At 44.7% G+C, this 25,410-nt stretch carries 29 protein-coding genes; 28 read left to right on the top strand and 1 reads right to left on the bottom strand.

Annotation, left to right across the window (positions count from 1 at the left end; genetic code table 11):
- The first annotated feature begins 85 nt into the window (after positions 1–85).
- Positions 86–841 carry an alpha/beta hydrolase gene (locus AZI87_RS02585; RefSeq protein WP_063204867.1) on the top strand — a complete coding sequence of 252 codons (756 nt, stop codon included), beginning with the start codon at positions 86–88 and terminating at the stop codon, positions 839–841.
- Between the two features lie 125 nt (positions 842–966).
- Here the strand turns inward: AZI87_RS02585 and AZI87_RS02580 are convergent, their stop codons facing one another.
- Positions 967–2,343 (bottom strand): YncE family protein, encoded by a 1,377-nt coding sequence (locus AZI87_RS02580; RefSeq protein WP_063204866.1) that lies wholly within the window; start codon positions 2,341–2,343, stop codon positions 967–969.
- A 699-nt stretch (positions 2,344–3,042) separates the two neighbouring features.
- Between AZI87_RS02580 and rpoB the strand changes: the two genes are divergently transcribed.
- The 27 genes from rpoB to AZI87_RS02445 all read left to right on the top strand — a co-directional run bounded on the left by rpoB (position 3,043) and on the right by AZI87_RS02445 (position 25,351).
- Entirely contained in the window at positions 3,043–7,245 is a 4,203-nt protein-coding gene (gene rpoB, locus AZI87_RS02575; protein WP_063206538.1) for a DNA-directed RNA polymerase subunit beta, read from the top strand.
- A 27-nt stretch (positions 7,246–7,272) separates the two neighbouring features.
- A complete protein-coding gene (gene rpoC / locus AZI87_RS02570) occupies positions 7,273–11,403 on the top strand; it encodes a DNA-directed RNA polymerase subunit beta' (protein WP_063204865.1) in 4,131 nt (1,376 codons plus the stop codon).
- Positions 11,404–11,613: 210 nt separating this feature from the next.
- Positions 11,614–11,988 (top strand): 30S ribosomal protein S12, encoded by a 375-nt coding sequence (gene rpsL / locus AZI87_RS02565; RefSeq protein ID WP_041876514.1) that lies wholly within the window; start codon positions 11,614–11,616, stop codon positions 11,986–11,988.
- 10 nt (positions 11,989–11,998) lie between these two features.
- On the top strand, positions 11,999–12,472 hold the full coding sequence (gene rpsG, locus AZI87_RS02560) for a 30S ribosomal protein S7 (RefSeq protein ID WP_063204864.1): 474 nt from the start codon (positions 11,999–12,001) through the stop codon (positions 12,470–12,472).
- Positions 12,473–12,481: 9 nt separating this feature from the next.
- Positions 12,482–14,587, top strand: a complete 2,106-nt coding sequence (fusA, locus tag AZI87_RS02555) for an elongation factor G (RefSeq protein ID WP_063204863.1) — start codon at positions 12,482–12,484, stop codon at positions 14,585–14,587.
- 205 nt (positions 14,588–14,792) lie between these two features.
- Entirely contained in the window at positions 14,793–15,110 is a 318-nt protein-coding gene (rpsJ, locus tag AZI87_RS02550; protein ID WP_025308875.1) for a 30S ribosomal protein S10, read from the top strand.
- 9 nt (positions 15,111–15,119) lie between these two features.
- Positions 15,120–15,788 (top strand): 50S ribosomal protein L3, encoded by a 669-nt coding sequence (gene rplC / locus AZI87_RS02545; protein ID WP_063204862.1) that lies wholly within the window; start codon positions 15,120–15,122, stop codon positions 15,786–15,788.
- A gap of 1 nt (position 15,789) precedes the next feature.
- A complete protein-coding gene (gene rplD / locus AZI87_RS02540) occupies positions 15,790–16,419 on the top strand; it encodes a 50S ribosomal protein L4 (protein ID WP_063204861.1) in 630 nt (209 codons plus the stop codon).
- Entirely contained in the window at positions 16,419–16,697 is a 279-nt protein-coding gene (gene rplW, locus AZI87_RS02535) for a 50S ribosomal protein L23 (RefSeq protein ID WP_063204860.1), read from the top strand. The genes rplD and rplW overlap by 1 nt, the downstream gene beginning before the upstream one ends.
- A gap of 2 nt (positions 16,698–16,699) precedes the next feature.
- Complete coding sequence (gene rplB, locus AZI87_RS02530) at positions 16,700–17,518, top strand: 50S ribosomal protein L2 (protein WP_063204859.1); 819 nt, start codon at positions 16,700–16,702, stop codon at positions 17,516–17,518.
- A 9-nt stretch (positions 17,519–17,527) separates the two neighbouring features.
- Entirely contained in the window at positions 17,528–17,818 is a 291-nt protein-coding gene (gene rpsS / locus AZI87_RS02525) for a 30S ribosomal protein S19 (protein WP_063204858.1), read from the top strand.
- Positions 17,819–17,830: 12 nt separating this feature from the next.
- Positions 17,831–18,163, top strand: coding sequence for a 50S ribosomal protein L22 (gene rplV, locus AZI87_RS02520; RefSeq protein WP_063204857.1), 333 nt, complete (start codon positions 17,831–17,833; stop codon positions 18,161–18,163).
- 2 nt (positions 18,164–18,165) lie between these two features.
- Positions 18,166–18,831, top strand: a complete 666-nt coding sequence (gene rpsC / locus AZI87_RS02515) for a 30S ribosomal protein S3 (RefSeq protein ID WP_063204856.1) — start codon at positions 18,166–18,168, stop codon at positions 18,829–18,831.
- Entirely contained in the window at positions 18,818–19,225 is a 408-nt protein-coding gene (gene rplP / locus AZI87_RS02510) for a 50S ribosomal protein L16 (protein WP_063204855.1), read from the top strand. The genes rpsC and rplP overlap by 14 nt, the downstream gene beginning before the upstream one ends.
- Before the next feature lie 4 nt (positions 19,226–19,229).
- Positions 19,230–19,421, top strand: a complete 192-nt coding sequence (gene rpmC, locus AZI87_RS02505) for a 50S ribosomal protein L29 (protein ID WP_063204854.1) — start codon at positions 19,230–19,232, stop codon at positions 19,419–19,421.
- Positions 19,422–19,430: 9 nt separating this feature from the next.
- The gene (gene rpsQ / locus AZI87_RS02500; RefSeq protein WP_063204853.1) at positions 19,431–19,700 is read left to right on the top strand and encodes a 30S ribosomal protein S17; all 270 of its coding nucleotides are present in this window, start codon (positions 19,431–19,433) and stop codon (positions 19,698–19,700) included.
- Between the two features lie 11 nt (positions 19,701–19,711).
- Positions 19,712–20,080: a 50S ribosomal protein L14 gene (rplN, locus tag AZI87_RS02495; protein ID WP_063204852.1), complete on the top strand. Its 369-nt coding sequence runs from the start codon at positions 19,712–19,714 to the stop codon at positions 20,078–20,080.
- An 11-nt stretch (positions 20,081–20,091) separates the two neighbouring features.
- Positions 20,092–20,631, top strand: coding sequence for a 50S ribosomal protein L5 (rplE, locus tag AZI87_RS02490; protein WP_063204851.1), 540 nt, complete (start codon positions 20,092–20,094; stop codon positions 20,629–20,631).
- A gap of 12 nt (positions 20,632–20,643) precedes the next feature.
- On the top strand, positions 20,644–20,949 hold the full coding sequence (gene rpsN / locus AZI87_RS02485) for a 30S ribosomal protein S14 (protein ID WP_063204850.1): 306 nt from the start codon (positions 20,644–20,646) through the stop codon (positions 20,947–20,949).
- A gap of 10 nt (positions 20,950–20,959) precedes the next feature.
- Positions 20,960–21,349 carry a 30S ribosomal protein S8 gene (rpsH, locus tag AZI87_RS02480; protein ID WP_081110992.1) on the top strand — a complete coding sequence of 130 codons (390 nt, stop codon included), beginning with the start codon at positions 20,960–20,962 and terminating at the stop codon, positions 21,347–21,349.
- Between the two features lie 7 nt (positions 21,350–21,356).
- Positions 21,357–21,899: a 50S ribosomal protein L6 gene (gene rplF / locus AZI87_RS02475; protein ID WP_063204848.1), complete on the top strand. Its 543-nt coding sequence runs from the start codon at positions 21,357–21,359 to the stop codon at positions 21,897–21,899.
- A gap of 12 nt (positions 21,900–21,911) precedes the next feature.
- Positions 21,912–22,277 carry a 50S ribosomal protein L18 gene (gene rplR, locus AZI87_RS02470; protein ID WP_063204847.1) on the top strand — a complete coding sequence of 122 codons (366 nt, stop codon included), beginning with the start codon at positions 21,912–21,914 and terminating at the stop codon, positions 22,275–22,277.
- A 10-nt stretch (positions 22,278–22,287) separates the two neighbouring features.
- The gene (gene rpsE, locus AZI87_RS02465) at positions 22,288–22,743 is read left to right on the top strand and encodes a 30S ribosomal protein S5 (RefSeq protein ID WP_063204846.1); all 456 of its coding nucleotides are present in this window, start codon (positions 22,288–22,290) and stop codon (positions 22,741–22,743) included.
- Positions 22,744–22,761: 18 nt separating this feature from the next.
- Complete coding sequence (gene rpmD, locus AZI87_RS02460) at positions 22,762–22,947, top strand: 50S ribosomal protein L30 (RefSeq protein ID WP_063204845.1); 186 nt, start codon at positions 22,762–22,764, stop codon at positions 22,945–22,947.
- Positions 22,948–22,950: 3 nt separating this feature from the next.
- Positions 22,951–23,388: a 50S ribosomal protein L15 gene (rplO, locus tag AZI87_RS02455; RefSeq protein ID WP_063204844.1), complete on the top strand. Its 438-nt coding sequence runs from the start codon at positions 22,951–22,953 to the stop codon at positions 23,386–23,388.
- On the top strand, positions 23,388–24,716 hold the full coding sequence (gene secY / locus AZI87_RS02450) for a preprotein translocase subunit SecY (RefSeq protein WP_063204843.1): 1,329 nt from the start codon (positions 23,388–23,390) through the stop codon (positions 24,714–24,716). Before rplO ends, secY begins: the two co-directional genes overlap by 1 nt.
- A complete protein-coding gene (locus tag AZI87_RS02445) occupies positions 24,716–25,351 on the top strand; it encodes an adenylate kinase (RefSeq protein ID WP_063204842.1) in 636 nt (211 codons plus the stop codon). Before secY ends, AZI87_RS02445 begins: the two co-directional genes overlap by 1 nt.
- The last annotated feature ends 59 nt before the right edge of the window (positions 25,352–25,410 follow it).

Raw genomic sequence — 25,410 nt, 5'->3', positions numbered from 1 at the left:
TTCAAATAGAACTTTGTGTATCTTAAGCGTCGTGATTGAGGCGGATACAGCATGATGCTCTACTTTTCTGAAAAAGGAGCACCCTATGCGAAATATTTTAAGTATTTTTATTTTATCTTTTCTGTTGGCTCCGTGGGCTCAAGCCCTCGTCCCCACAGATCATACTATCGTTTTAGTTCACGGAGCTTTTGCCGATGCCACTGCCTCGTGGAGTCGTGTCACCACCATGCTGCAAGAGCGGGGATTTAAAGTCGTTGCCGTTCAAAATCCGTTAACGTCCTTTGCTGAAGACGTCGCTGCGACGGAGCGAGCATTAGCAAATGTGAAAGGACCCGTGGTTCTAGTAGGGCATTCATGGGGAGGATTCGTCATCACGCAAGCAGGGAGTAAGCCGAATGTTCATGCTCTAGTATATGTAGCGGCATTTGCTCCTTCTGAAGGGCAGTCTGTTTTAGATTTGACGAAGGACTATCCAGTGTCGCCCGGTTTTGGCCAGTTGGTGATTGATTCTTTTGGATATGGAACTTTGACGGAGATGGGGATGAAAAAATATTTCGCTCAAGATCTTCCTCGCAAAACAACTTCCTTGATGTTTGCAACGCAGATTCCGACGGCGGCGACTTCGTTTGCGGAGAAGGCGACGATCGCTTCTTGGAAAACTAAACCTTCTTGGTACGTTGTCGCTGAAACAGACCATATGATTCAGCCAGCCCTTCAAAAAGCCATGGCCTCCAAAATCGGAGCAACAATGACGGCTTATCCAGGAAGTCACGTCATTATGCAATCTCAACCTCTTCGTGTTGTGAATGCTATTTTGGCAGCTGCGGGAGTAGAAAAGTAATTCGCGGGTGATGAGCTCCTCCCTGCGGTAACGCAAGGAGGAGTCTCGATTGCAATTATTTACGAAAGAGTTTCAGCGACTGCTCAGAAATATACTTAAAGAGCCCCTTTTGAAAGGGCGCTCAATTACCACCGCTGATACAAAGAAATAATTTTGCTGATATCGTAGAAATAAACTTTATCATCTTTCAAGCCAGCCGAGATCAGTGTTGATCCATCCGGTGAAACCTCCAATGCCGTCGGTTGTGCACCTCCCACCAAAGTGAAAACAATCTTTCCGTTGCGAGTGTCGATGATATCGATTTTTCCTTTAATTTTTGGATCGACCTTGCTGTCATCTTTATAGCTCGTAGTTCGCGATGAAACGAACAGGTAACGATTTTCCAAAGGATCTAAAACGATGGTATTAGGATGCGCGAGATCCCATTTTTTACCGGGGAAGTTAGGGTGATCTAACGGGTAATCTTCAAGTATCAAAATTTTTTTAAGTCCTTTCGGAGTATTAAAGGGAACAAGAAGTCTGTTCCATACACTTGATGGCAATACGGGAGTCATCGACGTGGCGGCGACTTTTGCGATTTCCTCCATCAGATTTTCCATATCAATCCGCGAAACGGCGTTGCCGCGCATATGACTGAAATAAGCCAGGCGTCCATTCTTAGTAACAACCACATGACGTAAATTAAGTGGTCGGCCCGCAGTGGAATCTTCAATCGGAGAAATTTCCGCGATCTGCTGATGGTTCAAAGCATCGACGATGATAAGACTGCCGGTTTCGGTGGCGAGAATTAATGCGTATTTTCCGTCAGGCGTAAAAGTAATTCCGCGGGGAGCGATCAGATATTTTTTAATCGATGGATTTGTAAAACGTGTCTGCAAACGGATTTTTTTCACAAGGTGACGGCTGCCATCCAAATTGCCATCATCTTTAAGATTCGTGACATCAATCACACTGATGTCATCAGAAAAATAATTGGCGACGTAAAGGATTTGTTCCGAAGGTCTTTCGGCGACGATGGGACGTGAGGCGATGATCTTAGAACCTTCGCCTTTCGTCGGAATGTACTTCACGATGTTTTGAGTTTCTGTATTCACGACACTCAAAAGCCCCCCGTTTTTAAAGACCTCCGCTGTTTTTCCTCCCTCCGCGCGAGAAATAAAAGCAAACTTCCCATCTATGGAAATATCCACTTCGGTATTCGCAAAAATGCCGTCCGTAGGTCCCGCAGGTGTCACCAATGTTTTAACCAAGGTTTGCTTTTTCAAATCGAAAACGGACGCCGTGGGCATGCGTTGGTTTTTCGCGGGATCTATTTTTCCACACATTTCCGCGACGTAAAGAAAGTCTCCGGTTTTATCGGCCTTCATTCCTTTGGGCATGCAGCCGGTGTCCGCCTTCTTCATTAGAAAGTCTTTCGAAAAATAGGCCGACAGATCGCTGGGGCCCGCATAAGCGCCGAAGCTCGTGGCCATCATTGCCAGAAATGGGACCAATGCTTTCATAGGGATCTCCTTGTTTACTGAAAGCCTAGCAAATTAGGATTTTTTCAAAAGTGGGGTGGGAGGATTACAAAGGTCACTTAGAAGTTTTAAAACGACCGCGCAAACAGGAAGATCGTTTGCAAAACTAGGAAAGGGTTGTTTGGCCTGCGTATTTTTCAAGCAGTTCCCGGTTCTTCGATTGAAAAAAGGAAAAGGTTTAAATACGAATGTCGCTCAGAGGAGGCATGGCTGCGATGCGCAAAATAGACTTACGGTCGATCAATGCGGTTCAGGAAAGCCGTTTTTAAAGCGGTCACGCATCTTTAGTGACAAAGACTCAGCTCCATCGGAGCTCTTTCTGGAAACTTAAAATTCCTTTATATTTCAATCAACTAACGCAACGCAATGGGCGATCATGTGAAGGATTGATCTTCGCTTTAATGTCTCCGTCGAAAGACAGAACTCGTGGGGTAAGGTTCTTACTTTATCGGGGCCGCACGGCTCCCAAAAAAATCATCAAATTTTAGGTTTCTAAGCCCCTCGAAGAGTCTCTTCTGAACCAGGCGGAAAGTATTATAATCACTTGATTTCCTTAAAACTTCAGGTAGGTTGAGATGCTTATCTAAAGATTTAATGTGGGCCTTGGATAATTCCCCCCGAAGCGAATGTCCGATTTTCTACTCCGGCCCTGCCGGAGTGCAAACAGATCAGGAGAGTAAATTGGAAAGAACTCCAGTTACAGCTTCTAACATCCGAGTTAGAAAGTCTTTTGCAAAAAACAAGCAGGTCATTGATATCCCAAATCTGATTGAATTGCAGAAATCTTCTTACGAAGCTTTCATTCAAAAAGATATGGATCCAGATCGCCGTGGCGATGCGGGTCTCAATGGCGTTTTCAAATCTGTATTCCCAATTACAGATTTCAACAACACAGCAAGCCTTGAGTTTGTATCATACACTCTAGAGCCAGCTAAGTACGACGTGGACGAGTGTCGTCAGCGTGGTATGACTTTCGCTGCTCCAATCAAGGTGACTCTTCGTTTGATCGTTTTCGACGTTGACGAAGAAACTGAAGCACGCAGCATCCGCGACGTGAAAGAACAAGAAGTTTACTTGGGCGAAATCCCATTGATGACTGCAAACGGTTCTTTCATCATCAACGGTACTGAGCGCGTTGTTGTTTCTCAGTTGCATCGTTCTCCGGGCGTATTCTTCGACCACGATGGTGGTAAGAACAATGCTTCTGGTAAATTGATTTACTCTGCACGTGTGATTCCTTACCGTGGTTCTTGGTTGGATGCTGAATTCGATCAAAAAGATCTTATCCACGTACGTATCGACCGTCGTCGTAAATTCCCTGTGACAATTCTTTTGAAGGCTCTTGGTTACAACACTGAGCAACTTCTTGAGTACTTCTACGACCTAGACGAAGTTTACGTAAAATCTGGAAAGCTTTATCGTAAACTTGATATCGAGCGTATGTCAGGCCAAAGAGCATTGACAGACGTTATCGATCCAAAATCAGGTGAGGCGCTTGTTAAAGCAGGTCGTCGTATCACTCGTGCGATCGTTAAGAAAATCAAAGATCTTAACATCACTGAGCTTGAAGTTCAGCCTGAAGACCTTGACGGAAAAGTATTGGCGAAACCACTTATTGACGAGTCAACAGGTGAGATCATCGCTGATGCCAATGCAGAATTGAACTCTGCGATCATCAAGCGTTCTATCGAGTCTGGAATTGATCGTTTCTTCATGATCTTCTTCGACGGTTTGACTGTAGGTCCTTACCTTCGCAACACGTTGCTAGTTGATAAAGTTTCTAACAAAGATGAATCTTTGGTTGAGATCTACAAACGTCTTCGTCCTGGTGAGCCTCCAACTTTGGAAGCCGCTACGACATTCTTCGGTCGTTTGTTCTTCGATCCAGAGACTTATGATCTTTCTGAAGTTGGTCGTATTAAGATCAACCACAGATTCGGCATCTCTATGGACGAGTGCCCACCTTCACACAGAACACTGACTCATAAAGATATCTTGAGCACTATCAAAACTCTGATCGACCTTAAAAACGGTCGCGGTGTTATCGACGATATCGATCACTTGGGTAACCGTCGTGTTCGTTCTGTAGGTGAGTTGCTTGAGAACCAATACCGTATTGGTCTAGTTCGTATGGAGCGCGCGATTCGTGAACGTATGTCTCTTCAAGACGTTGAGACGATGATGCCTCACGATCTAGTGAACGCGAAACCAGTGAACGCGGTTGTTAAAGAATTCTTCGGTTCTTCTCAATTGTCTCAGTTCATGGACCAAACAAATCCATTGTCAGAGATCACTCACAAACGTCGTTTGTCAGCTCTCGGCCCTGGTGGTTTGACTCGTGACCGTGCCGGTTTCGAAGTACGTGACGTACATCCTACGCACTACGGTCGTATCTGCCCGATCGAGACTCCAGAGGGTCCAAACATCGGTTTGATCGCGTCTTTGGCGACTTATGCTCGTATCAACAACTACGGTTTCATCGAGACTCCGTACCGTAAGGTTGAGCAAGGTTCTATTTCTAAAGACATCAATTACTTGTCAGCTTTGGAAGAAGCAGGTCACTACATTGCTCCTGCGGCTCGTGACGAAGCTGGTAATAAAGCTATCCAAACTGCGACGACGATCACTCGTCGTGACGGTGAGTACGAAATCGTTGATAAAGACAAAGTTGCTTTGATGGACGTTTCTCCATCGCAACTAGTATCTATCGCGGCTTCTTTGATCCCATTCCTTGAGCATGACGACGCCAACCGTGCGTTGATGGGATCGAACATGCAACGTCAAGCGGTTCCATTGTTGCGTTCTCGCGCACCACTTGTTGGTACAGGCGTAGAGCGTTTGGTAGCTCGTGACTCTGGTACATCTGTTGTTGCTCAAAACGACGGTATCGTTGAAGAAGTCGACGCATCTCGTATCGTGGTTCGCCGTTTTGCAAAAGGTGGCGAGTTGGGTGCGAACGTAGACATCTACAACCTAACTAAGTACCAACGTACGAACCAAAATACATGCTTTAACCAAAAACCAATCGTAACTGTAGGTGACAAGGTTTCTAAAGGCGACATCATCGCTGACGGTCCTTCTACAGAACTTGGTGAATTGGCTCTTGGACAAAACATCCTAGTAGCGTTCACTCCTTGGCAAGGTTACAACTTCGAGGACTCCATCCTTATTTCTGAGCGTTTGTTGAAAGACGACGTTTACACTTCCATCCACATCGAAGAATTCGAGTGTGTGGCTCGTGATACAAAACTTGGTAAGGAAGAGATCACTCGCGATATCGCTAACGTCGGTGAAGAGGCTCTTAAAGACCTTGATAGCTCTGGTATCATCCGCATCGGTGCGGAAGTTCGTCCAGGCTTCATCCTCGTTGGTAAAGTAACTCCAAAAGGTGAAACTCAACTTTCTCCTGAAGAAAAGCTTTTGAGAGCGATCTTCGGTGAAAAAGCGGGTGACGTTCGTGATACATCACTTCGTGCGCCATCAGGCGTTTACGGTACAGTGATCGACGCTCAAGTTTACTCTCGTGAAGGCGCAGACCGCGATGAGCGTTTGTCTTCAATCATCGAAGAGAAAAAACGCAAACTTGAGAAGGACTTGGCTGTAGAGCAAAACGTTATCAAAAATAACGCGATCTCTAAACTTCGTGACATCCTTGTTGGTAAAACAACAACGGGCGTTCTATTGAACGAAGATGGAAGCCAAAAGCTTCTTAATAAAGGTCAAATCATCACGGAAGCGGACCTAGAGACAGTTCCATTTGAATTGTTGAACTATATCCCTCTTGAACAAGATCTTGAGTTCCAAGTGAACAAGATCATCGACAATGCTCGTAACCAACTTGACGCTGTTAAATTGGTCTTCAACGAGAAAATTGATCGTCTACGCAAAGGTGACGAATTGCCTCCTGGCGTAATCAAGATGGTTAAAGTTTACGTTGCTATTAAACGTAAAATGCAAGTCGGTGACAAATTCGCCGGCCGCCACGGAAATAAGGGTGTCGTCTCTAAAGTATTGCCTGCGGAAGACATGCCATACCTAGCTGACGGTACACCTGTTGACATGGTTCTAAACCCACTGGGCGTTCCTTCTCGTATGAACATCGGTCAGATCCTTGAGGTTCACTTGGGTTGGGCTGCGCACAACTTGGGTAAACAATTAGGTGCCCACCTTGAAAAGTGGAACGCTGAAAATGCCCGTAAAGACATGAAAGACATCTTCAGTGATAGCGACATCTCTGCAAAACTTGATAAAGCAGATGATGGCTCATTGAAGTCTATGGTCACTCGCATGAAGAACGGTATCCACGTGGGTACGCCAGTCTTCGACGGTGCTCGTGAATCTGACGTAAAAGGCTTGCTAGAAAAAGCGCAAGTTCCAACATCTGGTAAATCGATCCTCTTTGACGGTCGTACAGGTGAGCCGTTCACGAACCCAGTTACTGTGGGTATCATGTACATGTTGAAACTTCACCATCTCGTGGAAGAGAAGATCCACGCTCGTTCTATCGGACCTTACTCTCTTGTTTCGCAACAACCTCTGGGTGGTAAAGCTCAGTTCGGTGGTCAGCGTCTAGGGGAGATGGAAGTTTGGGCGATCGAGGCTTACGGTGCCGCTTACTCACTACAAGAATTCTTAACTGTTAAGTCTGACGACGTGGCAGGTAGAACTCGTATGTACGAAAGCATCGTGAAAGGTGAAAACATCCTTGAACCAGGTCTTCCTGAATCGTTCAACGTTCTAGTGAAAGAGCTTCAGTCTCTTGCATTGAATGTTGAGTTGATGGAGTCCGACATCCTTAGCGACTCAGACGATGAGTTGACTGATGACGTTATCGAGGGTGAAGAGGCAATTGTTCCGGCTCCAACTGAGCCAGAGCAACACTAATTAATATTTTAACAACAGGGGTGTTCTTTGAGAGACTTGTTGAATTTTTTCGATAAACCAAAAGATCCACTTTCGTTTGACGCCGTACGAGTATCGTTGGCGTCACCGGAAATGATTCGTGATTGGTCATTTGGTGAAGTTAAGAAGCCTGAAACTATCAACTATCGTACATTCAAACCAGAGCGTGACGGTTTGTTCTGTGCGAAAATCTTCGGTCCTATCAAGGATTACGAGTGCTTGTGCGGTAAGTATAAACGTATGAAGTACCGTGGCGTCGTCTGTGAAAAGTGCGGCGTTGAAGTAACACAAACTAAAGTTCGTCGTGAGCGTTTAGGTCACATTGAACTAGCAACTCCAGTGGCACACATCTGGTTCTTGCGTTCATTGCCTTCTCGTATCGGTAACCTTTTGAATCTTTCTTTGAAAGACGTTGAAAAGGTTCTTTACTGTGAAGCTCACGTGGTTATCGATCCAATGGAAACTACATTGGAAGAAGGTCAGATTTTGACTGAAGAAGCTTACCAAGCGGCTCTTAATGAGTTCGGTCCAAGCTTCAAAGCAGGCATGGGCGGTGAAGCTGTTCGTGAATTGCTACGCAAAATCGATCCTGAATACTTGTCTCGTAAACTTCGTATGGAAGTGAAAGACACGAAATCAGAAGCGCAAATCAAAAAATTGACGAAACGTCTACGCGTTGTTGAAGCTTTCAAAGGCTCTATCAACAAGCCAGAGTGGATGATGTTGGAAGCACTTCCTGTTCTTCCTCCTGATCTTCGTCCGTTGGTACCACTTGATGGTGGTCGTTTCGCGACTTCAGATCTTAATGATCTTTACCGTCGTGTTATCAACCGTAACAACCGTTTGAAACGTCTTCAGGAGCTAAACGCTCCAGACATCATCATCCGCAACGAAAAACGTATGTTGCAAGAAGCGGTTGATGCGTTGTTGGATAACGGCCGTCGCGGTAAGACTTTCACTGGTCCTAACAAACGTCCTCTTCGCTCTCTTTCTGATATGTTGAAAGGTAAGCAAGGTCGTTTCCGTCAAAACCTTTTGGGTAAACGTGTCGACTACTCGGGTCGTTCCGTTATCGTTGTAGGCCCAACTTTGAAACTTCACCAATGTGGTCTTCCTAAGAAGATGGCTTTGGAGCTTTTCAAACCGTTTGTTTACAACAAACTTGAAGAAAAAGGTTTGGCGACAACTATTAAGCAAGCAAAACGCCTTGTAGACCAAGAAACTGTAGAAGTTTGGGATATTTTGGCTGACGTGGTTAAAGAACATCCAGTTCTTCTTAACCGTGCGCCAACTCTTCACAGACTTGGTATCCAAGCTTTCGAACCAGTACTTCACGAAGGTAAAGCAATCCAATTGCATCCTCTAGTGTGTACGGCGTTCAATGCCGACTTCGACGGTGACCAAATGGCGGTTCACGTTCCACTTTCTGTGGAATCTCAAGTTGAAGCTCGCGTATTGATGATGTCTACGAACAACATCCTTTCTCCGGCATCTGGTAAGCCAATCATCAACCCTTCACAAGATATCGTGTTGGGCTTGTACTGGTTGACTCGTATTCGTCCTGGAGCAAAAGGAACTGGCAAGATTTTCGCCAGCGTTCAAGAGGCTCTTTACGCTTACGAAACAGGACTTGTTGACTTGCAAGCGGCTTGTAAAGTTCGTTTGAACGGTAAAGTTCAAGAGACTTCAGTAGGTCGTTCTATCTTGTCTGACATCGTACCAAAAGAAGTTCCGTTCAACGAAGTGAACGTAACAATGAATAAGAAACAAATCGCTGCTTTGATCGATAAGACATTCCGTCTTGCTGGTGCAAAAGCGACTTGTATCTTGGCTGATAAAATCATGGAACTTGGTTTCAAATATTCTACAGCAGCGGGTATGTCGATCGGTATCGACGACATGGTTATCCCTGCAGCAAAAGCAACTTTGATTGCTGATGCAGAGAAACAAGTAACAGAGATTCAGCAGCAGTACGACGAAGGTTTGATCACAGATGGTGAGCGCTACAATAAAGTGGTGGATATCTGGGCTCAAACTGGTGATAAGATCGCTAAAGAAGGTATGAACGCGATTGAAAAACAAACTTTCCATGTTGATGGTAAAGAAATCGTAGGACCTTCATTCAACCCGATCTACATCATGGCTGACTCCGGAGCCCGTGGTTCCGCAGCTCAGATCCGTCAGTTGGGTGGTATGCGTGGTTTGATGGCGAAACCTTCTGGTGAGATCATCGAAACTCCGATCACTGCGAACTTCCGTGAAGGTTTGACAGTTATCCAGTACTTCATTTCAACGCACGGTGCGCGTAAAGGTTTGGCCGATACCGCATTGAAAACAGCGAACTCTGGTTACTTGACTCGTCGTTTGGTTGACGTGGCTCAAGACGTTGTTGTGTCTGAAGTGGACTGCGGTACGACAGATGGTTTGGAAATCACTCCAGTATACGAAGCTGGTGAGATCATCCAAAATATCGGCGATCGTATCTTGGGTAGAACAACTCTGAAAGACGTTGTTGATCCAATGACAAACGCTGTGATCTTGAAAGCCGGACACGAAATCACTGAGTCTGATGTTAAGCGCGTAGAAGAGCTTGGTATCGACAAAGTTGAAATCCGTTCTGCTCTAGTGTGTGAATCTACTCGTGGCGTGTGCGTGAAATGTTACGGCCGTGACTTGTCTCGCGGTAACACTGTGAACCTTGGTGAAACGGTGGGTATCATTGCAGCACAATCAATCGGTGAGCCAGGTACTCAGTTGACGATGAGAACGTTCCACTTAGGTGGTGCGGCTTCTCGTGCGGTTGAGCAATCTGTTCATACAACTCGCCATGATGGTGTTATTAAACTTGTAAACGTTCACGCAGTAACGAACCGTAACGGTAAGTTGACTGTGATGAATCGTAACGGTTCTGCCCTAGTCATCGACGAAACAGGTCGTGAACGTGAAAACTTCAAGCTTGTTTACGGTGCGGTACTTAACTTCAAAGAAGGCGACAAGGTGGCTAAAGGTCAAACTGTTGCTGAGTGGGATCCATATTCGAATCCGATCATCGCGGAAGTTTCTGCGAAGATCCAATACCACGACATTGAAGAAGGTTCGACAATGCAGGAGCAAGTCGACGCGGTAACTGGTTTCGCAACCAAAGTTATCATGGAGTCTAAGTCTTCTGATATTAAACCGACTGTATTCCTAGTTGATGGCAATGGTAAGACATTGAATCTTCCTGGCCGTGACATCCCTGCGAGATACTTGATCCCAGTGGGTGCGCAACTTCTGGCTTCTGACCAGCAGGAAGTTCATGCCGGTGACGTTATCGCGAAGATGCATCGTGAGACTTCGAAAACGAAGGATATCACGGGTGGTCTACCGCGCGTTGCTGAATTGTTTGAAGCTCGTAAACCGAAAGAAGCAGCTATCATCTCTGAGATCGATGGTTATGTGACATTCGGTAAAGACGTTAAAGGTAAACAACGTGTGATCGTAACTCCTGAAGTGGGTGAGCAAAAAGAATATCTCATCCCTAAAGGTAAGCACGTTGCTGTAAGAGAAGGTGAGTACGTAAGAGCCGGTGAGGCGTTGATGGATGGTCCAACAAATCCTCATGACATTCTGGCGGTTCTAGGTGCGAAAGCTCTATCAGCATACCTTGTGAATGAAATCCAAGAAGTTTACAGACTTCAAGGGGTTGGTATCAACGATAAGCACATCGAAGTGATCGTTCGCCAAATGCTACGTAAAGTAGAAATCAAGGACGCTGGCGACAGCCGTTTCTTGGCGGGCGAACAGGTTGAAAGATATGCTTTCGACGAAGAAAATGATCGTATCAACCGTGAAGGCGGACAACCTGCAACTTGCAGCCCGCTTCTTCTAGGTATCACGAAAGTTTCTTTGAGCACTGACAGCTGGATTTCAGCGGCGTCCTTCCAAGAGACAACAAAAGTTCTTACGGAAGCAGCGATCAATTCTCGCACAGACCATTTGCGTGGTCTGAAAGAGAACATCATTATGGGTCGCTTGATCCCAGCGGGAACAGGTTTGACTTCATACAAACGTTGGAAAGTGTCTGTAGCGGAAGACGACGATACTTCATTTGTGGCATTGCCAGGAATGACGGCGTCAGCTCAGCCTCACCAAGGGTAGTAACTAAAGAAACCCGGGCGCCGATTTAGGTCGGCTCCTGGGACAAAGTGTAAAAAGATCAAAAAGCGGAGCTCACACCACTTTTTGGACTATAAAAATAACAACAAAGTCTTGACCAGGGCGCTTTTGGCAATGTAAGTTCCAGCGTCTTGGATTAGATCTGCACTCCGACTCGTCGGAGTATTGAAAAATCGTTTAAGGGGTTTTAAAGTGCCTACTATTAACCAGCTCATCAAAAGTGAGCGTAAAGTTCAAAAGAACCAAACAAAGTCACCTGCGTTGGTTTCATGTCCTCAACGTCGTGGCGTTTGTACACGTGTTTATACAACGACTCCAAAGAAGCCGAACTCAGCTCTTCGTAAAGTAGCAAAAGTACGTCTTTCTAATGGTTTCGAAGTTATCTCTTACATCCCAGGTATCGGTCACAACCTTCAAGAGCACAGCGTTGTCTTGATCCGTGGTGGTCGTGTGAAGGACTTGCCGGGCGTTCGTTACCATATCGTACGCGGTGTATTGGATCTTCAAGGTGTGAACGGTCGTCTGCGTTCTCGCTCTAAATACGGTACTAAGAGACCTAAGAAATAAGGATTGAGAAATGTCACGTCGTAAAAAGACCTTTAAAAGAGAAATTATTCCAGATCCGGTTTTCAAGGATCTAGTAATTGCTAAATTCGTTAACAAAATGATGATCCAAGGTAAAAAAGCTACTGCACAGAAGCTTTTCTACGGAGCATTGAAAGAGCTTGAAGGTAAAATTCAAGGCGAAGAGCCAATGAACATCTTCAAAAAAGCTCTTGAAAACGTAAAGCCTTCTATCGAAGTTCGTTCTCGCCGTGTTGGTGGAGCGACTTACCAAGTTCCTGTAGACGTACGTCCTTCTCGTCGCTTGGCACTAGCAATGAGATGGTTAGTTGAGTACTCTCGCGAGCGCGGTGAAAAAGATATGGCTAAGCGCTTGGCTGGCGAATTCGTTGATGCTTACAACAATAGAGGTAACTCTATTAAGAAGAAAGACGATGTTCACCGTATGGCTGAAGCAAATAAGGCTTTCTCTCACTACAATTGGTAATCTGTTTACATGTCAGCTAAAGATCCTAAAGTTGTAGCTGATCTCAAGTATACTCGTAATATCGGCATCATGGCTCACATCGATGCCGGTAAAACGACCACTACCGAACGCATTCTTTACTACACTGGTAAAAGTCATAAAATCGGCGAAGTTCATGATGGCGATGCTACCATGGACTGGATGGTTCAAGAGCAAGAACGTGGTATCACAATCACTTCTGCCGCGACCATGGCGTTCTGGAAAGATCATAGAATCAACATCATCGATACTCCTGGGCACGTGGATTTCACTATTGAAGTGGAGCGTTCTTTGCGCGTCCTTGATGGTGCTATTGCCGTATTCGACGGTGTGAACGGTGTTGAGCCTCAGTCTGAAACCGTTTGGAAACAAGCTGATAAATATAAAGTTCCAAGAATTTGTTTCGTTAATAAAATGGACCGCGTGGGTGCTGACTTTGTGATGTCTTACGGGACAATCAAAGATAAGCTCAATGCGAATCCAATTCCTGTTCAAGTTCCTATCGGCATGGAAGACACCTTCCGCGGTGTTGTCGATTTGTTAGAAAATCGCGCTTACATGTGGGACCAAGCAGGAATGGGTGACCATTTCGAAGTTACCGATGTTCCCAATGACATGAAGGAAGAAGTCACTCGCTTCCGTACAGAAGTCATTGAAAAGATCGTTGAGTTTGAAGACGAACTTTTAGAGAAGTATCTGAATGGCGAAGAAGTGACTGTTGCTGAATTGAAGCGCGCTCTTCGTAAAGGAACTCTCGAACTTAAAGCTTTCCCAGTATTCTGTGGGGCGGCTTTCAAAAACAAAGGTGTACAACCTTTGCTCGACGGCGTGATCGACTATTTGCCTTCTCCTATTGAAGTGCCAGATATCGTGGGTCATGATCCGCAAAAACCAGAAAAAGAAATTGTATGTAAGACAGACTTCGAAGCGAATGTCGCAGCGTTGGCTTTCAAAATTGCCAATGATCCATTTGCTGGAACTTTGACTTACATCCGCGTGTACTCTGGCGAAGTGAAAGTGGGCGACCAACTTTTCAATCCGCGCACAGAGAAAAAAGAACGCATCCAAAAATTAGTTAAGATGCACGCGAACTCTCGTGAAGAGATCACAAGCTTGAAAGCCGGCGATATCGGCGCAGTTGTGGGTCTTAAATTCACGGCGACAGGAGACACTCTTTGTGAAACGTCTCACGCTGTCGTTCTTGAATCGATCACTTTCCCTGAACCTGTTATTTCTGTGGCGATTGAAGCGAAGTCTTCAGCTGACCAGGAAAAAATGCTTCAGGGCTTGGAAAAATTGGGTAAAGAAGATCCTTCCTGCCGTCTAAGAAATGACCCGGAAACAGGTCAAATTCTTTTGTCGGGCATGGGAGAGCTTCATTTAGAGATCCTTGTTGACCGTCTTTTGCGCGAGCATAAAGTTCAGGCCAACGTCGGTAACCCTCAGGTGTCTTATCGCGAAGGCATCTCATCTTCAGCTACAGTTGAACACGTTTACGAACGTGAAGTGGCGGGTGAGCAGCAGTACGCGAAAGTCTCTTTGACGATTGAGCCGATTTCTCAACATGACGGCATTCAGTTCGTATCCAAAGTTTCCGTGTCTAAAGAATTTACAGCTCCCTTCTTAAAAGCGGTCGAGAACGGCTTTAAAGAGGCTGCCGAAGTAGGCCCTCTGGCGAGTTACTCTATGATCGGTATTAAGGGGACTTTAAATTCCGTAGAAGTGCGTCCCGAGGCTTCCAGTGAAATGGCCTTTAAAGCGGCTACTTCCCTGGCTTTCCGTGATGCCGTGAAAAGTGCGACTGTTGAACTTCTAGAGCCCATCTTTAAGTTAGAAGTCACTTGTCCCGATGAATTCGTCGGCAATGTGGTGGGGGATTTAAATTCCCGCCGTGGAAAAATTCTCACGATGAACGCCAAAGTCGGTGGCGGTCAGGTGATTTCTGCGGAAGCCCCATTAGCGAACCTATTCGGTTATGCGACCAATGTGCGCAGTCTGAGTCAGGGAAGAGCAAGTTTCAGTATGGAATTTTTGGAATATGCCGTGGTTCCGGCCAAGGCAAAAACCGAAATTCTCCACAAAATGGGAAGATATTAAAAAATTAATAATTTCCCTTTGACAAAGGGTTTTACAGTGCGCATACTCGCGCACTCATAGCGTCTACAACTTACAAAAAACCTCCCGCGTGAGTGAAATCGCAGGCCGCAAGGGCTAATTCGGGACAAGTTTTCGATGGGGTTAAAGCGCATTTTAGTAAATTTGCTAGTAATTACGATACTTTAAAAAGAAGAAGAGTGTCCATATGCAAAGTCAGAAGATTAGAATCAGATTGAAGGCATTCGATCATAAATTGCTTGATCAATCGACGAAAGAAATCGTCGAAACAGCACGTCGTACTGGTGCGAAGGTTGCGGGTCCAATCCCTCTTCCAACTCGTATCAACCGCTACACAGTGTTGCGTTCTCCTCACGTAGATAAAAAATCTCGTGAGCAATTCGAAGTGAGAACACACAAGCGTATGCTCGATATTTTAGAACCCACTCAGCAGACTGTCGATCAGCTCATGAAACTCGACCTCTCAGCTGGCGTTGATGTTGAAATCAAACTTTCAGCAATCTAGGAGTAAACAGTGAGCGAAACTACACAAACTACAAATTCAAACGAGCAAGGCCTGAAGCTGAACGGCCTGTTCGCATTCAAAGAAGGTATGGCTACCATTTACAATGAAAATGGTGAGGCAGTTCCTGTAACAGTTCTTCGTTATGAGCCTTGGTTTGTTTCTCAAATCAAAACTAACGAAGCTGATGGCTACGAAGCTATTCAAGTAGCTTGCCATCCTAAAAAAGCTAAAAACTCAAACAAAGCAGAAAAAGGTCACTTGGCTAAATCTGGTTTTGAAAATGGCGCGCAATTCGTAAAAGAAATCCGCCAATCAATCCCTGAAGGCGTGACTGTTGGTGCGCAAATCTCTATCGATTCATTGGTTAAAGGTGATTTCGTAAAAATCACTTCTAAATCTAAAGGTAAAGGTTTCGCTGGTGTTATGAAGCGTTGGAACTTTGCCGGTGGTCCTGGTGCCCACGGTTCTAAATTCCACCGTCGTCCGGGTTCTTCTGGTAACAGAACATGGCCGGGTCGTGTAATGCCTGGTAAAAAATTCCCTGGTCATTTGGGTAACGAAACAGTGACTGTAAAAAATGTTGAGATCGTTCAAGTTCTAGCGGACGAAAACGTTCTTATGGTTAAGGGTCCTGTTCCTGGTGCCAGAAACACTTTAGTTAAGTTGGTGAGAGAATAGTATGGCAACAGTAAACGTATTAAACTGGAAAAAAGAAAAAGTTGGATCAGTTGAATTGGCTGCTGACGTGTTCGAAGCTCCTGTTAAAAAGGAAGTTCTTCACACTGTAGTTCAATGGCAATTGGCGGCTCGTCGTCAAGGTACACACATGACTAAAACAAAAGGTCTTGTGTCTGGCGGTGGTAAAAAGCCATTCAAACAAAAAGGTACTGGTGGAGCTCGTCAAGGTTCTTCACGTTCTCCTTTGATGCCTGGTGGTGGTACTATGTTCGGTCCACAACCTCGTAGCTACGCTTTCGTTCTACCTAAAAAAGTTCGTCGTTTAGGTTTGAGCATGGCACTTTCTCACCTTCAAAAAGAAGGCAAGTTGTTCATCGTGGACAGCATGCAATCTGAAGGTAAAACTGCTGAGCTTAACAAACGTTTGAAAGCTTTCGGTCTAACAAAAGCTGTTTTGGTTGACGCTGCTGTGAACGAAAAGTTCGGTCGCGCTTCTAAAAACTTACAATCTTTCAAATACTTCCCAGTTGAAGGTTTGAACGTATTCGATCTATTGAAATACGATGCAGCAGTGATCACAAAAGACTCTGTAGCAAAAATCGTAGATCGTTGCTCATTGGAGAAAGCGTAATGAAACAAGTAATTAAAGCTCCTCTTATCACAGAGAAAAATACATATCACAACGCTGCTGGCGTGTATGTGTTCGAAGTAGATCTTAAGTCTACTAAGACTGACATCAAAGCTGCGGTAGAAAAGAACTTCAAAGTGAAAGTAGACAGCGTTAGAACTAGCGTTTGCCGCGGTCACTCGAAGTACACTAAATTCGGATTAACAAAGGTCCCTTACTGGAAAAAAGCTTACGTTAAGCTTGTTGAAGGTGAGAAGATCGCTCTTTTTGAGGGAGTATAAAGATGGGTATTAAAACATTTGCCCCACGCTCTCATGGTCGCAGAGGAATGACTGGTTTCGATTTCAAAGAAATCACGAAAACAACTCCAGAGAAATCTCTAGTTGAACCTCTACATAATAAAGCTGCTCGTAACAACCACGGTCAAATCACTATCCGTCACCAAGGTGGCGGTCATAAGAGAAAATACCGTTTGGTTGATTTCAAAAGAACTAAAGTAGACGTTCCAGCAAAAGTTGTTGCGATCGAGTACGATCCAAACAGAACTTGCCGTATCGCTCTTATCTCTTACGTAGATGGCGCTAAGGCGTACATCATCGCTCCAGTTGGATTGAACGTAGGTGATACAGTTCTTTCTTCTGATAAAGCCGACATCAAACCAGGTAACTGCCTTTCTTTGGCTGCGATCCCAGTTGGTACTGTGATCCACAACATCGAAATGCGTCCGGGTAAAGGTGGTCAAGTTTGCCGTGGCGCGGGTGCTACAGCAACTTTGGCTGGTAAAGGTGAACAATACTGCCAAGTACGTATGCCGTCTGGCGAATTGAAGCAAATCTTGTCTGTGTGCAAAGCTTCAATCGGTCAAGTTGGTAACACTGACAACGAAAACATCAATCTTGGTAAAGCAGGTCGCTCTCGTTGGAGAGGTATCCGTCCTTCAGTTCGTGGTATGCACATGAACCCTGTCGACCATCCATTGGGTGGTGGTGAGGGTGTTGGTAAAGGGCATCACCCAGTAACTCCTTGGGGTCAACCTTGTAAGGGTTACAAAACTAGAAATAACAAGAGAACCAACTCTTCAATTATCAAGAGACGTAAGTAGGAGTAAAAGGTGGCACGCTCGATTAAAAAAGGTCCATTCGTCGATTTGCATCTTCAAAAGAAGATCGACACTGCGATCGAAAAAAATGATAAAAAAGTTATTAAAACTTGGTCTCGCCGCTCAACAATTCTTCCAGAGACAATTGGACTGACTTTTGCGGTTCATAACGGAAGAAAGTTCGTTCCAGTTTACATCACTGAGAACATGATTGGTCACAAACTCGGTGAGTTTGCTCCAACAAGAACTTTCCAAGGTCACGCCGAGAAGAAAGCAGCTGCTCCTGCTGCTGCTAAGAAGTAATAGAGGTTGATTATGGAAGTTAAAGCAAGCTTGAAATATGCAAGAGTAGGCGCTCAGAAAGCAAGATTGGTTGTTGACCTAGTTCGCGGTAAAGACGTGAACGAAGCAGTAAAAACTCTCACTTTCTTGAATAAGAAAACTGCTGGTATGGTAAAAAAGCTAATCGAATCTGCGGTTGCTAACGCAGAATACAAAAAGGTTATGGATGTTGATAATCTTTATGTTAAAGCTATCTGGGTTGATCAAGGCCCTGTTCTTAAAAGATTCCGTCCTCGCGCTCAAGGGCGTGCTTTCGGAGTTCGCAAGAAGACCAGCCACATTAACGTAGTACTCGAGGAGAAATAGTCGTGGGACAAAAGGTTAATCCAATTGGTCTAAGAGTTGGTGTTATCAGAACGTGGGACTCTCGCTGGTATGCGAAGGGTAACCAATATTTTGAAAATCTCCACGAAGACATCCGCTTAAGAAAATATTTGAAAAATAAGCTTAAGCACGCGGGTGTGGCGAAAATTGAAATGGAACGTGCAGCGAAGAAGATCAAAATCATCATCTCTACTGCTCGTCCAGGTGTTGTAATTGGTAAAAAAGGTACTGGTATTGATTCACTTAAAGCGGAAGTTCAAAAACTTACACCCAACGAAGTTTTCTTGAGCATCCAAGAAGTGCGCAAGCCAGACCTCGATGCTCAGCTCGTCGCTGAGAGTATTGCTCAACAACTTGAGAAACGTATCTCTTGGAGAAGAGCACTTAAAAAAGCTATTGCAGCTGCTATCAAAGGCGGCGTGAGAGGTATCAAGATCCGTGTTTCAGGACGTCTTGATGGAGCCGAAATTGCTCGTTCAGAGTGGTACAATGAGAAGAGTGTTCCTCTTCATACATTGCGTGCAGATATCGACTACGGTACTGCTGAAGCTTTGACTGCATACGGAATCATCGGCATGAAAGTATGGATCTATAAAGGCGATATCTTATCTGCTCGCGAAGTTGAGGAGGCAGGTCGTGTTAAGTCCTAAAAGAGTAAAATGGCGTAAACAATTTGTAGGCCGCGCAACTGGTTTTGCTTACAGAGGTTCTAACCTTGATTTCGGAGACTACGGTCTTCAAGCTATCGAGGAAGGCCGTCTGACAGCTCGTCAGTTGGAAGCTGGTCGTATTGCTATCTCACGTTCAGTAAAACGTGGTGGTAAAATCTGGTGCCGTGTGTTCCCGAACATCCCAGTAACTAAGAAACCTGCTGAAACTCGTATGGGTAGCGGTAAAGGTAATCCGGAGTTGTGGGTAGCACGCGTTCTTCCTGGAAAAGTTCTTTTCGAAATGAACGGTGTGACTCGTGAACAAGCTAAAGAAGCTTTCGAACGCGCAGCTCACAAACTTCCTTTCAAAACTCGTTTCTTGGTGAGGGAGTAGTTTTATGAAGTTCGTTGAGATTCAAGATCTTTCTGTAACTGAATTGAAGAAGAAAAGAGCAGCTCTTTCTGAAGAGTTGTTCCAAGCACGTATCAAGAATTCAATTGGTCAACTTTCAAACCCAATTGAAATTCGTAATCTTCGCCGCAACATCGCTAAAATCAATACAGCGATTGTTAAAAAAGTGGCGAGATAGAGGTAGAGAATGACTGAAACTAATACTAGAGGACGTAAAATTGAAGTCGTAGGTGAAGTTATCAGTGACAAGATGGATAAAACTATCTCTGTCCTCATCTACCGCATGGTGAAACATCCAAAGTACGGTAAGTACGTTAAGAAGACATCTGTTTTCAAGGCTCATGACGAAAAGAACCAAGCTAAAACTGGTGACATCGTTAAGATCCGTGAAACTCGTCCTCTTAGCAAAACTAAGCGTTGGACTTTGGCTGAAGTTGTTGAAACGGCTAAGGCGTAAGGGGAGTTGTCATGATTCAAATGCAAACTAGACTAAATGTAGCTGACAACTCTGGCGCTAAAGAAGTTATGTGCGTAAAGGTTCTTGGTGGTTCAAAACGCCGTGTAGCATCTATCGGTGATGTTATCGTTGTTTCTATCAAAGAAGCTTTGCCAAACGCTAAAGTTAAAAAAGGTGATGTTGCTAAAGCAGTTGTTGTAAGAACAGTGCAAAAACTTCGTCGTCCAGACGGATCTTACATCCGTTTTGATGATAACTCTGCAGTTCTTATCAACGCTTCTAAGGAACCAATTGGAACACGTATCTTTGGCCCAGTTGCCAGAGAATTGAGAGCTAAGTCGTTCGTTAAGATCGTATCTTTGGCTCCGGAAGTTCTATAAGGGGTGATGAGATGAATCGCTTACATACAAAATACAGAAAAGAGATCGCTCCCGCTCTTCAAAAACAATTGGGTGCTAAAAACGTGATGCAAGTTCCTCGTTTAGAGAAAATCACTCTAAGCGTGTGCTTGAGCGAAGCAGTTCAAAATCCAAAAATTTTGAACACTGTTGTTGACGAGATCACTGCGATCACTGGTCAAAAAGCTGTTATCACTAAAGCTAAAAAAGCTATCTCTAACTTCAAATTGCGTGCTGGCATCCCATTGGGTGTTCGCGTAACTTTGAGAAGAGAAAAAATGTGGTCTTTCATGGATCGTTTGAACACTTTGGCACTTCCTCGCGTAAGAGACTTCCGTGGTTTGCCAAATAAAGGTTTCGACGGCCGTGGTAACTACAACATGGGCTTGAAAGAACAAATCGTGTTCCCTGAGATCAACTACGATAAAGTTGATAAAACTCGCGGTATGAACATCACTATTTGTACAACTGCTAAAAACGACGCTGAGGGCAGAGCGCTTCTTGAAGCACTTGGCATGCCCTTCAGAAAGTAAGAGGGGTGTAACTTGGCTCGTAAAGCAAGCATTGAAAAAAATAATAAAAGAAAAGAACTTTCTAAAAGATACGCTCAATATAGAAAAGAGCTTAGAGAGAAAGCTGTCGACATGAAGCTTTCTGACGAAGAAAGAGATGGAGCTCGTAAAAAGCTTCAAGCTCTTCGTCGTGATACAAATCCAAACCGCGTTATCACTCGCTGTGAATTGACGGGTCGCCCTCGTGGTAACTACCGCAAATTCGGTTTGTCTCGTATCGCTTTCAGACAATTGGCTCTTGACGGTAAATTGCCTGGCGTAACGAAAGCAAGTTGGTAAGAGGATCACTATGGATACAATCTCTCAGTTCCTTACAATGATTAGAAATGCTGGAGCAGCGAAACACGAAAAAGTGGATCTTCCTGCTTCAAAAGTAAGAGCGGGTATTGCTCAAATCCTCGTTAACGAAGGTTTGATCAGAAGCTTCAAAGTCGCTAAAGACAGCAAACAAGGCATTATGCGTGTTTACTTGAAATACGACGAAGCTGGAAACCACGTGATCAATTCTATCGACCGCGTATCTCGTCCAGGTCGTAGAGTTTATGTTAAATCTGACAAGATTCCGACAGTTCGTTCTGGTATGGGTATGTCCATCATCAGCACTAGCAAAGGAATCATGAGCGGTAAGCAAGCTACTGAGGCAAAACTCGGTGGTGAATTGCTTGCGACACTTTGGTAGGTGAATTATGTCTCGTATTGGTAAAGCACCCGTTATTTTTGATAACACAGTACAAGTAAGCGTAACACCTGCTAACGAAGTTGTCGTTAAAGGTGCGAAGTCTTCTTTGAAAATCGGTATGCAATCAGCTGTTTCTGCGAAAGTAGAAGGCGGTAAAGTTGTTTTGGTTCGCAAAGATGACTCTAAAGAAAGCCGCGCATTGCACGGTCTTTACAGAGCGCTTATCCAAAATGCAGTAACTGGCGTAACTAAAGGTTTCACAAAAGGTCTTGAACTTCACGGTGTCGGATATCGTGCAAACGTATCTGGTAAGAAGTTGGAACTTTCTTTGGGTTTCTCTCACCCTGTGATCTTCGATATCCCTGAAGGAATCGAAATCAAGGTTGATAAGCAAACGAACCTTACAATCACTGGCCCAAGCAAAGAGTTGGTTGGCCAAGTGGCAGCTAAAATCCGTTCTTTCCGTCCGCCTGAGCCATACTTGGCAAAAGGTGTTCGCTATGCTGGTGAGCATATCAGACGTAAAGCTGGTAAGTCGGCTGGTAAATAATTGAGGTAATGTATGAAAATTAAAGTAAGCAAACATACAAGTGAACGTAAATCAAATCGCCTCAAAAAGAAGATCAGAATCCGTAAGACTGTAAACGGAACTGCGGAAAGACCACGTCTTTGCGTATTCCGTAGCGGTAAGCACATGTACGCTCAAATCATCAATGATGTTGAAGGTACAACTCTAGTTGCGGTTTCTTCTCTTGGTAAAGATGACAAGTCTGGTATCGATATGGCGAAACTTGTTGGTAACGAAGTGGCTAAAGCAGCTGCTACGAAAAACATCAAGAACGTTGTTTTCGACCGTAATGGTTACTTGTACCATGGCCGTGTTAAATCTCTAGCAGAAGGCGCTCGTGAGGGCGGCCTTAATTTCTAAGGAGTGATGTGTGGAGAAAGTTCAAGCTCAAGCAGCTGAATTAGAAGAGCGTGTAGTTGCGATCAACCGTGTAACGAAAGTTGTTAAGGGTGGTCGTCGCTTCTCTTTCGCAGCTCTAGTAGTAGTTGGAAACAAGGCTGGAGACGTAGGCTTCGGTTCTGGTAAAGCAGGCGAAGTACCTGAGGCTATCGGTAAAGCTAGCAGATCTGCAAAAAAATCTGCTAAATCCGTAGCTCTTAAAGAAGGTCGCACAATCCCTCACGAAGTGATCGGCAAGTTCGGTGCAGCAAAGGTTATTATGAAACCTGCTGCTCCTGGTACTGGTGTGATCGCGGGTGGCGCGGTGCGTGCAGTTCTTGAGTCTGTTGGCGTAAAAGACATTCTTACTAAATGTGTTGGTACTCGTAACCCTCACAATGCAGTAAGAGCAACAATCGACGGCTTAAAGCAGTTGAAACAGCTTTAATCGGAACGGTGGCATAAAATGGCAAAAACATTTGTTCTTACATTGAAAAGATCATTGATCGGCTGCACTCAAGACCAAAAAGATGCAGTTAAATGCTTGGGGCTTAAGAAGCGTCATTCTACTTCTGAAGTAAAAGACTCTCCAGCGGCTCGCGGCAATATTATGAAAGTACAACATCTAGTAGATGTTGTAGTTAAGGGGTAATCCATGAGCTTGCTTAAAACACTTGCTCCCAAAGCGGGATCTAAGCACAGCCCAAAAAGAATCGGTCGTGGTATCGGTTCTGGTATGGGTGGCACTGCGACAAAAGGTCACAAAGGTCAACTAGCTCGTACTGGCGGACGTGTTCGCCGTGGTTTCGAGGGTGGTCAAACTCCTTTGCACCGTCGTTTGCCTAAGTTTGGTTTTAGCAACGTCGCGTTTGCTAACAAATTTGAGATTGTTAATTTATCACAACTTGCTAAATTTTCTGGAGAGGTAACTCCTGAAACTCTTCACCAAGCTGGCCTAATCAATGGCGGCGCGGTTAAGATTTTGGGAAATGGTGAGCTAAAAGCAGCTTTGACTGTTAAGGCTCATAAATTTTCAGAAAGCGCTAAGAAAGCTATTGAAGCTGCTGGCGGCAAAGTCGAGGTAATTAAGTAGTGTCTGCAATTGAGAGCATCGCAAAGAATTCTGATCTTCGTAAACGCATCTTGTTCACATTGGCAATGTTGGCTATTTACAGAATTGGCGTACACGTTCCGACTCCTGGAGTTGATGGAACAGCTGTATTGTCGTTCTTCCAAGCACAAAGCCGCGGAATCTTTGGGTTATTCAACACCTTCACGGGTGGTGCTCTCTCCCAATTCAGTATTTTTGCATTGGGTATCATGCCGTACATCTCTGCTTCCATCATTTTCCAACTTCTAACTTCAGCGATTCCGTACTTGGAATCTTTGAAGAAAGAAGGGGAGCAGGGACGTCGTAAAATCAACCAATACACTCGTTATGCGACTGTAGCTTTGGCGATTGTTCAAGGTTACGGAATCAGCAGCTGGTTGATGAATTCTACAAGCCCAGATGGTCGTCCATTAGTGATCGCACCAGAAGTGGCGTTCCTTCCATTCCAAATCATGACAATCATCACGTTGACAGCAGGTACGTGCTTCATCATGTGGTTGGGTGAGCAAATCACTGAAAGAGGTATCGGTAACGGTTCTTCTTTAATCATCTTCACTGGTATCGCAGCAGCGATCCCTGGTGGTGCTCAACAGCTTTGGGAGCTAGTTCGTACGGGTGAAATGCGTTTTGTCCTAGCATTGTTGCTAGTGCTTTTCATGGTTGCTATCATTGCAGCGGTTATTTACATGGAAGTGGCACAACGTCGTATCACTGTTCAGTATTCTCAAAGACAAGGCGGCGGCGGAATGCAGTCTATGCAAACTCCGACAAGTCACTTGCCTATTAAAATCAATTTCTCTGGGGTTATCCCACCAATCTTCGCAAGCTCCTTGTTGATGTTCCCTGCGACTATGGCGCAGTTCGTGAACACTCCTTGGTTGAAGTCTTTGCAAGATTCTTTGAACCCATCGGGCACGATCTTCAACATCATGTTCGTGGCATTGATTATTTTCTTCTCGTTCTTCTATACAGAGATCGTCTTCAATCCGAACGACGTTGCTGACAACCTTAAGAAGTACGGTGGTTTCATCCCTGGCGTTCGCGCGGGTAAAACAACTGCTGACTACATCCAAAAGGTTCTTGAGCGCGTAAACGTATTGGGTTGTATCTATCTTTGTACGATCTGTATCCTACCAGGCATCATGGCGACTCAGTTCAATGTTCCATTCCAATTCGGTGGAACAAGCCTTTTGATCCTAGTGGGTGTGGCGTTAGATACTGCTCAGCAAATTCAATCTCATATGATTACTCAAAAATATGAGGGCTTCCTTAAAGGAGCTAAAATTCGCAGCAGAAGGGTTCAGTTCTAATGAACGTGATCCTGTTTGGAGCCCCTGGGGCCGGAAAAGGTACTCAATCTGAACTCTTGATTAAACGCTTGGGAATGACGCAAATCAGCACCGGCGATCTGTTCAGAGCGGCTATTAAGGGGCAAACAGATCTTGGTAAAAAAGCCCAAGAATATATGGATAAGGGTCAGCTAGTGCCGGACAGTATTGTGATCGGCATGGTTGAAGAAGTTCTTCAAAAAGGAACTAAGAACTTTATCCTCGACGGATTCCCAAGAACTGCAGTGCAAGCTCAGGCTTTGGATGAGTTGTTAGTAAAAATGAATCTCTCCATCGGAAAAGCAATTTTTCTCGAAGTTCCGATGAGTATTTTGATGGATCGATTGACTGGAAGACGGGTTTGTAAAAATTGCGGATCTGTCTACCACATAGTCAGCAAGCCTACCAAGACGGAAGGCAAATGTGATGTTTGCGGCGGTGAAGTCATTCAAAGGAATGATGACAAGGCAGAGGTTATCGAGACTCGGCTTAAAACCTACCAAGAACAAACAAGCCCTTTAAAAGAGTTTTATAAAAAAGCAGGCAAATACGTAGAAGTGGACGGTAATAGAGACTCCGAAGAAGTCTATAAAGAGATCGAAAAAATAATAAAATAAGACGGCTGTATTATTTTTATCTCTAGACTTTAATGTTTTTCGGTGTTAGCGTGCCGGAC

Source organism: Bdellovibrio bacteriovorus (genome assembly GCF_001592745.1).
Lineage (GTDB): Bacteria > Bdellovibrionota > Bdellovibrionia > Bdellovibrionales > Bdellovibrionaceae > Bdellovibrio > Bdellovibrio bacteriovorus_B.
Note: the sequence above shows the minus strand (reverse complement) of the source record. Positions and strands in the feature narration are given on the sequence as shown.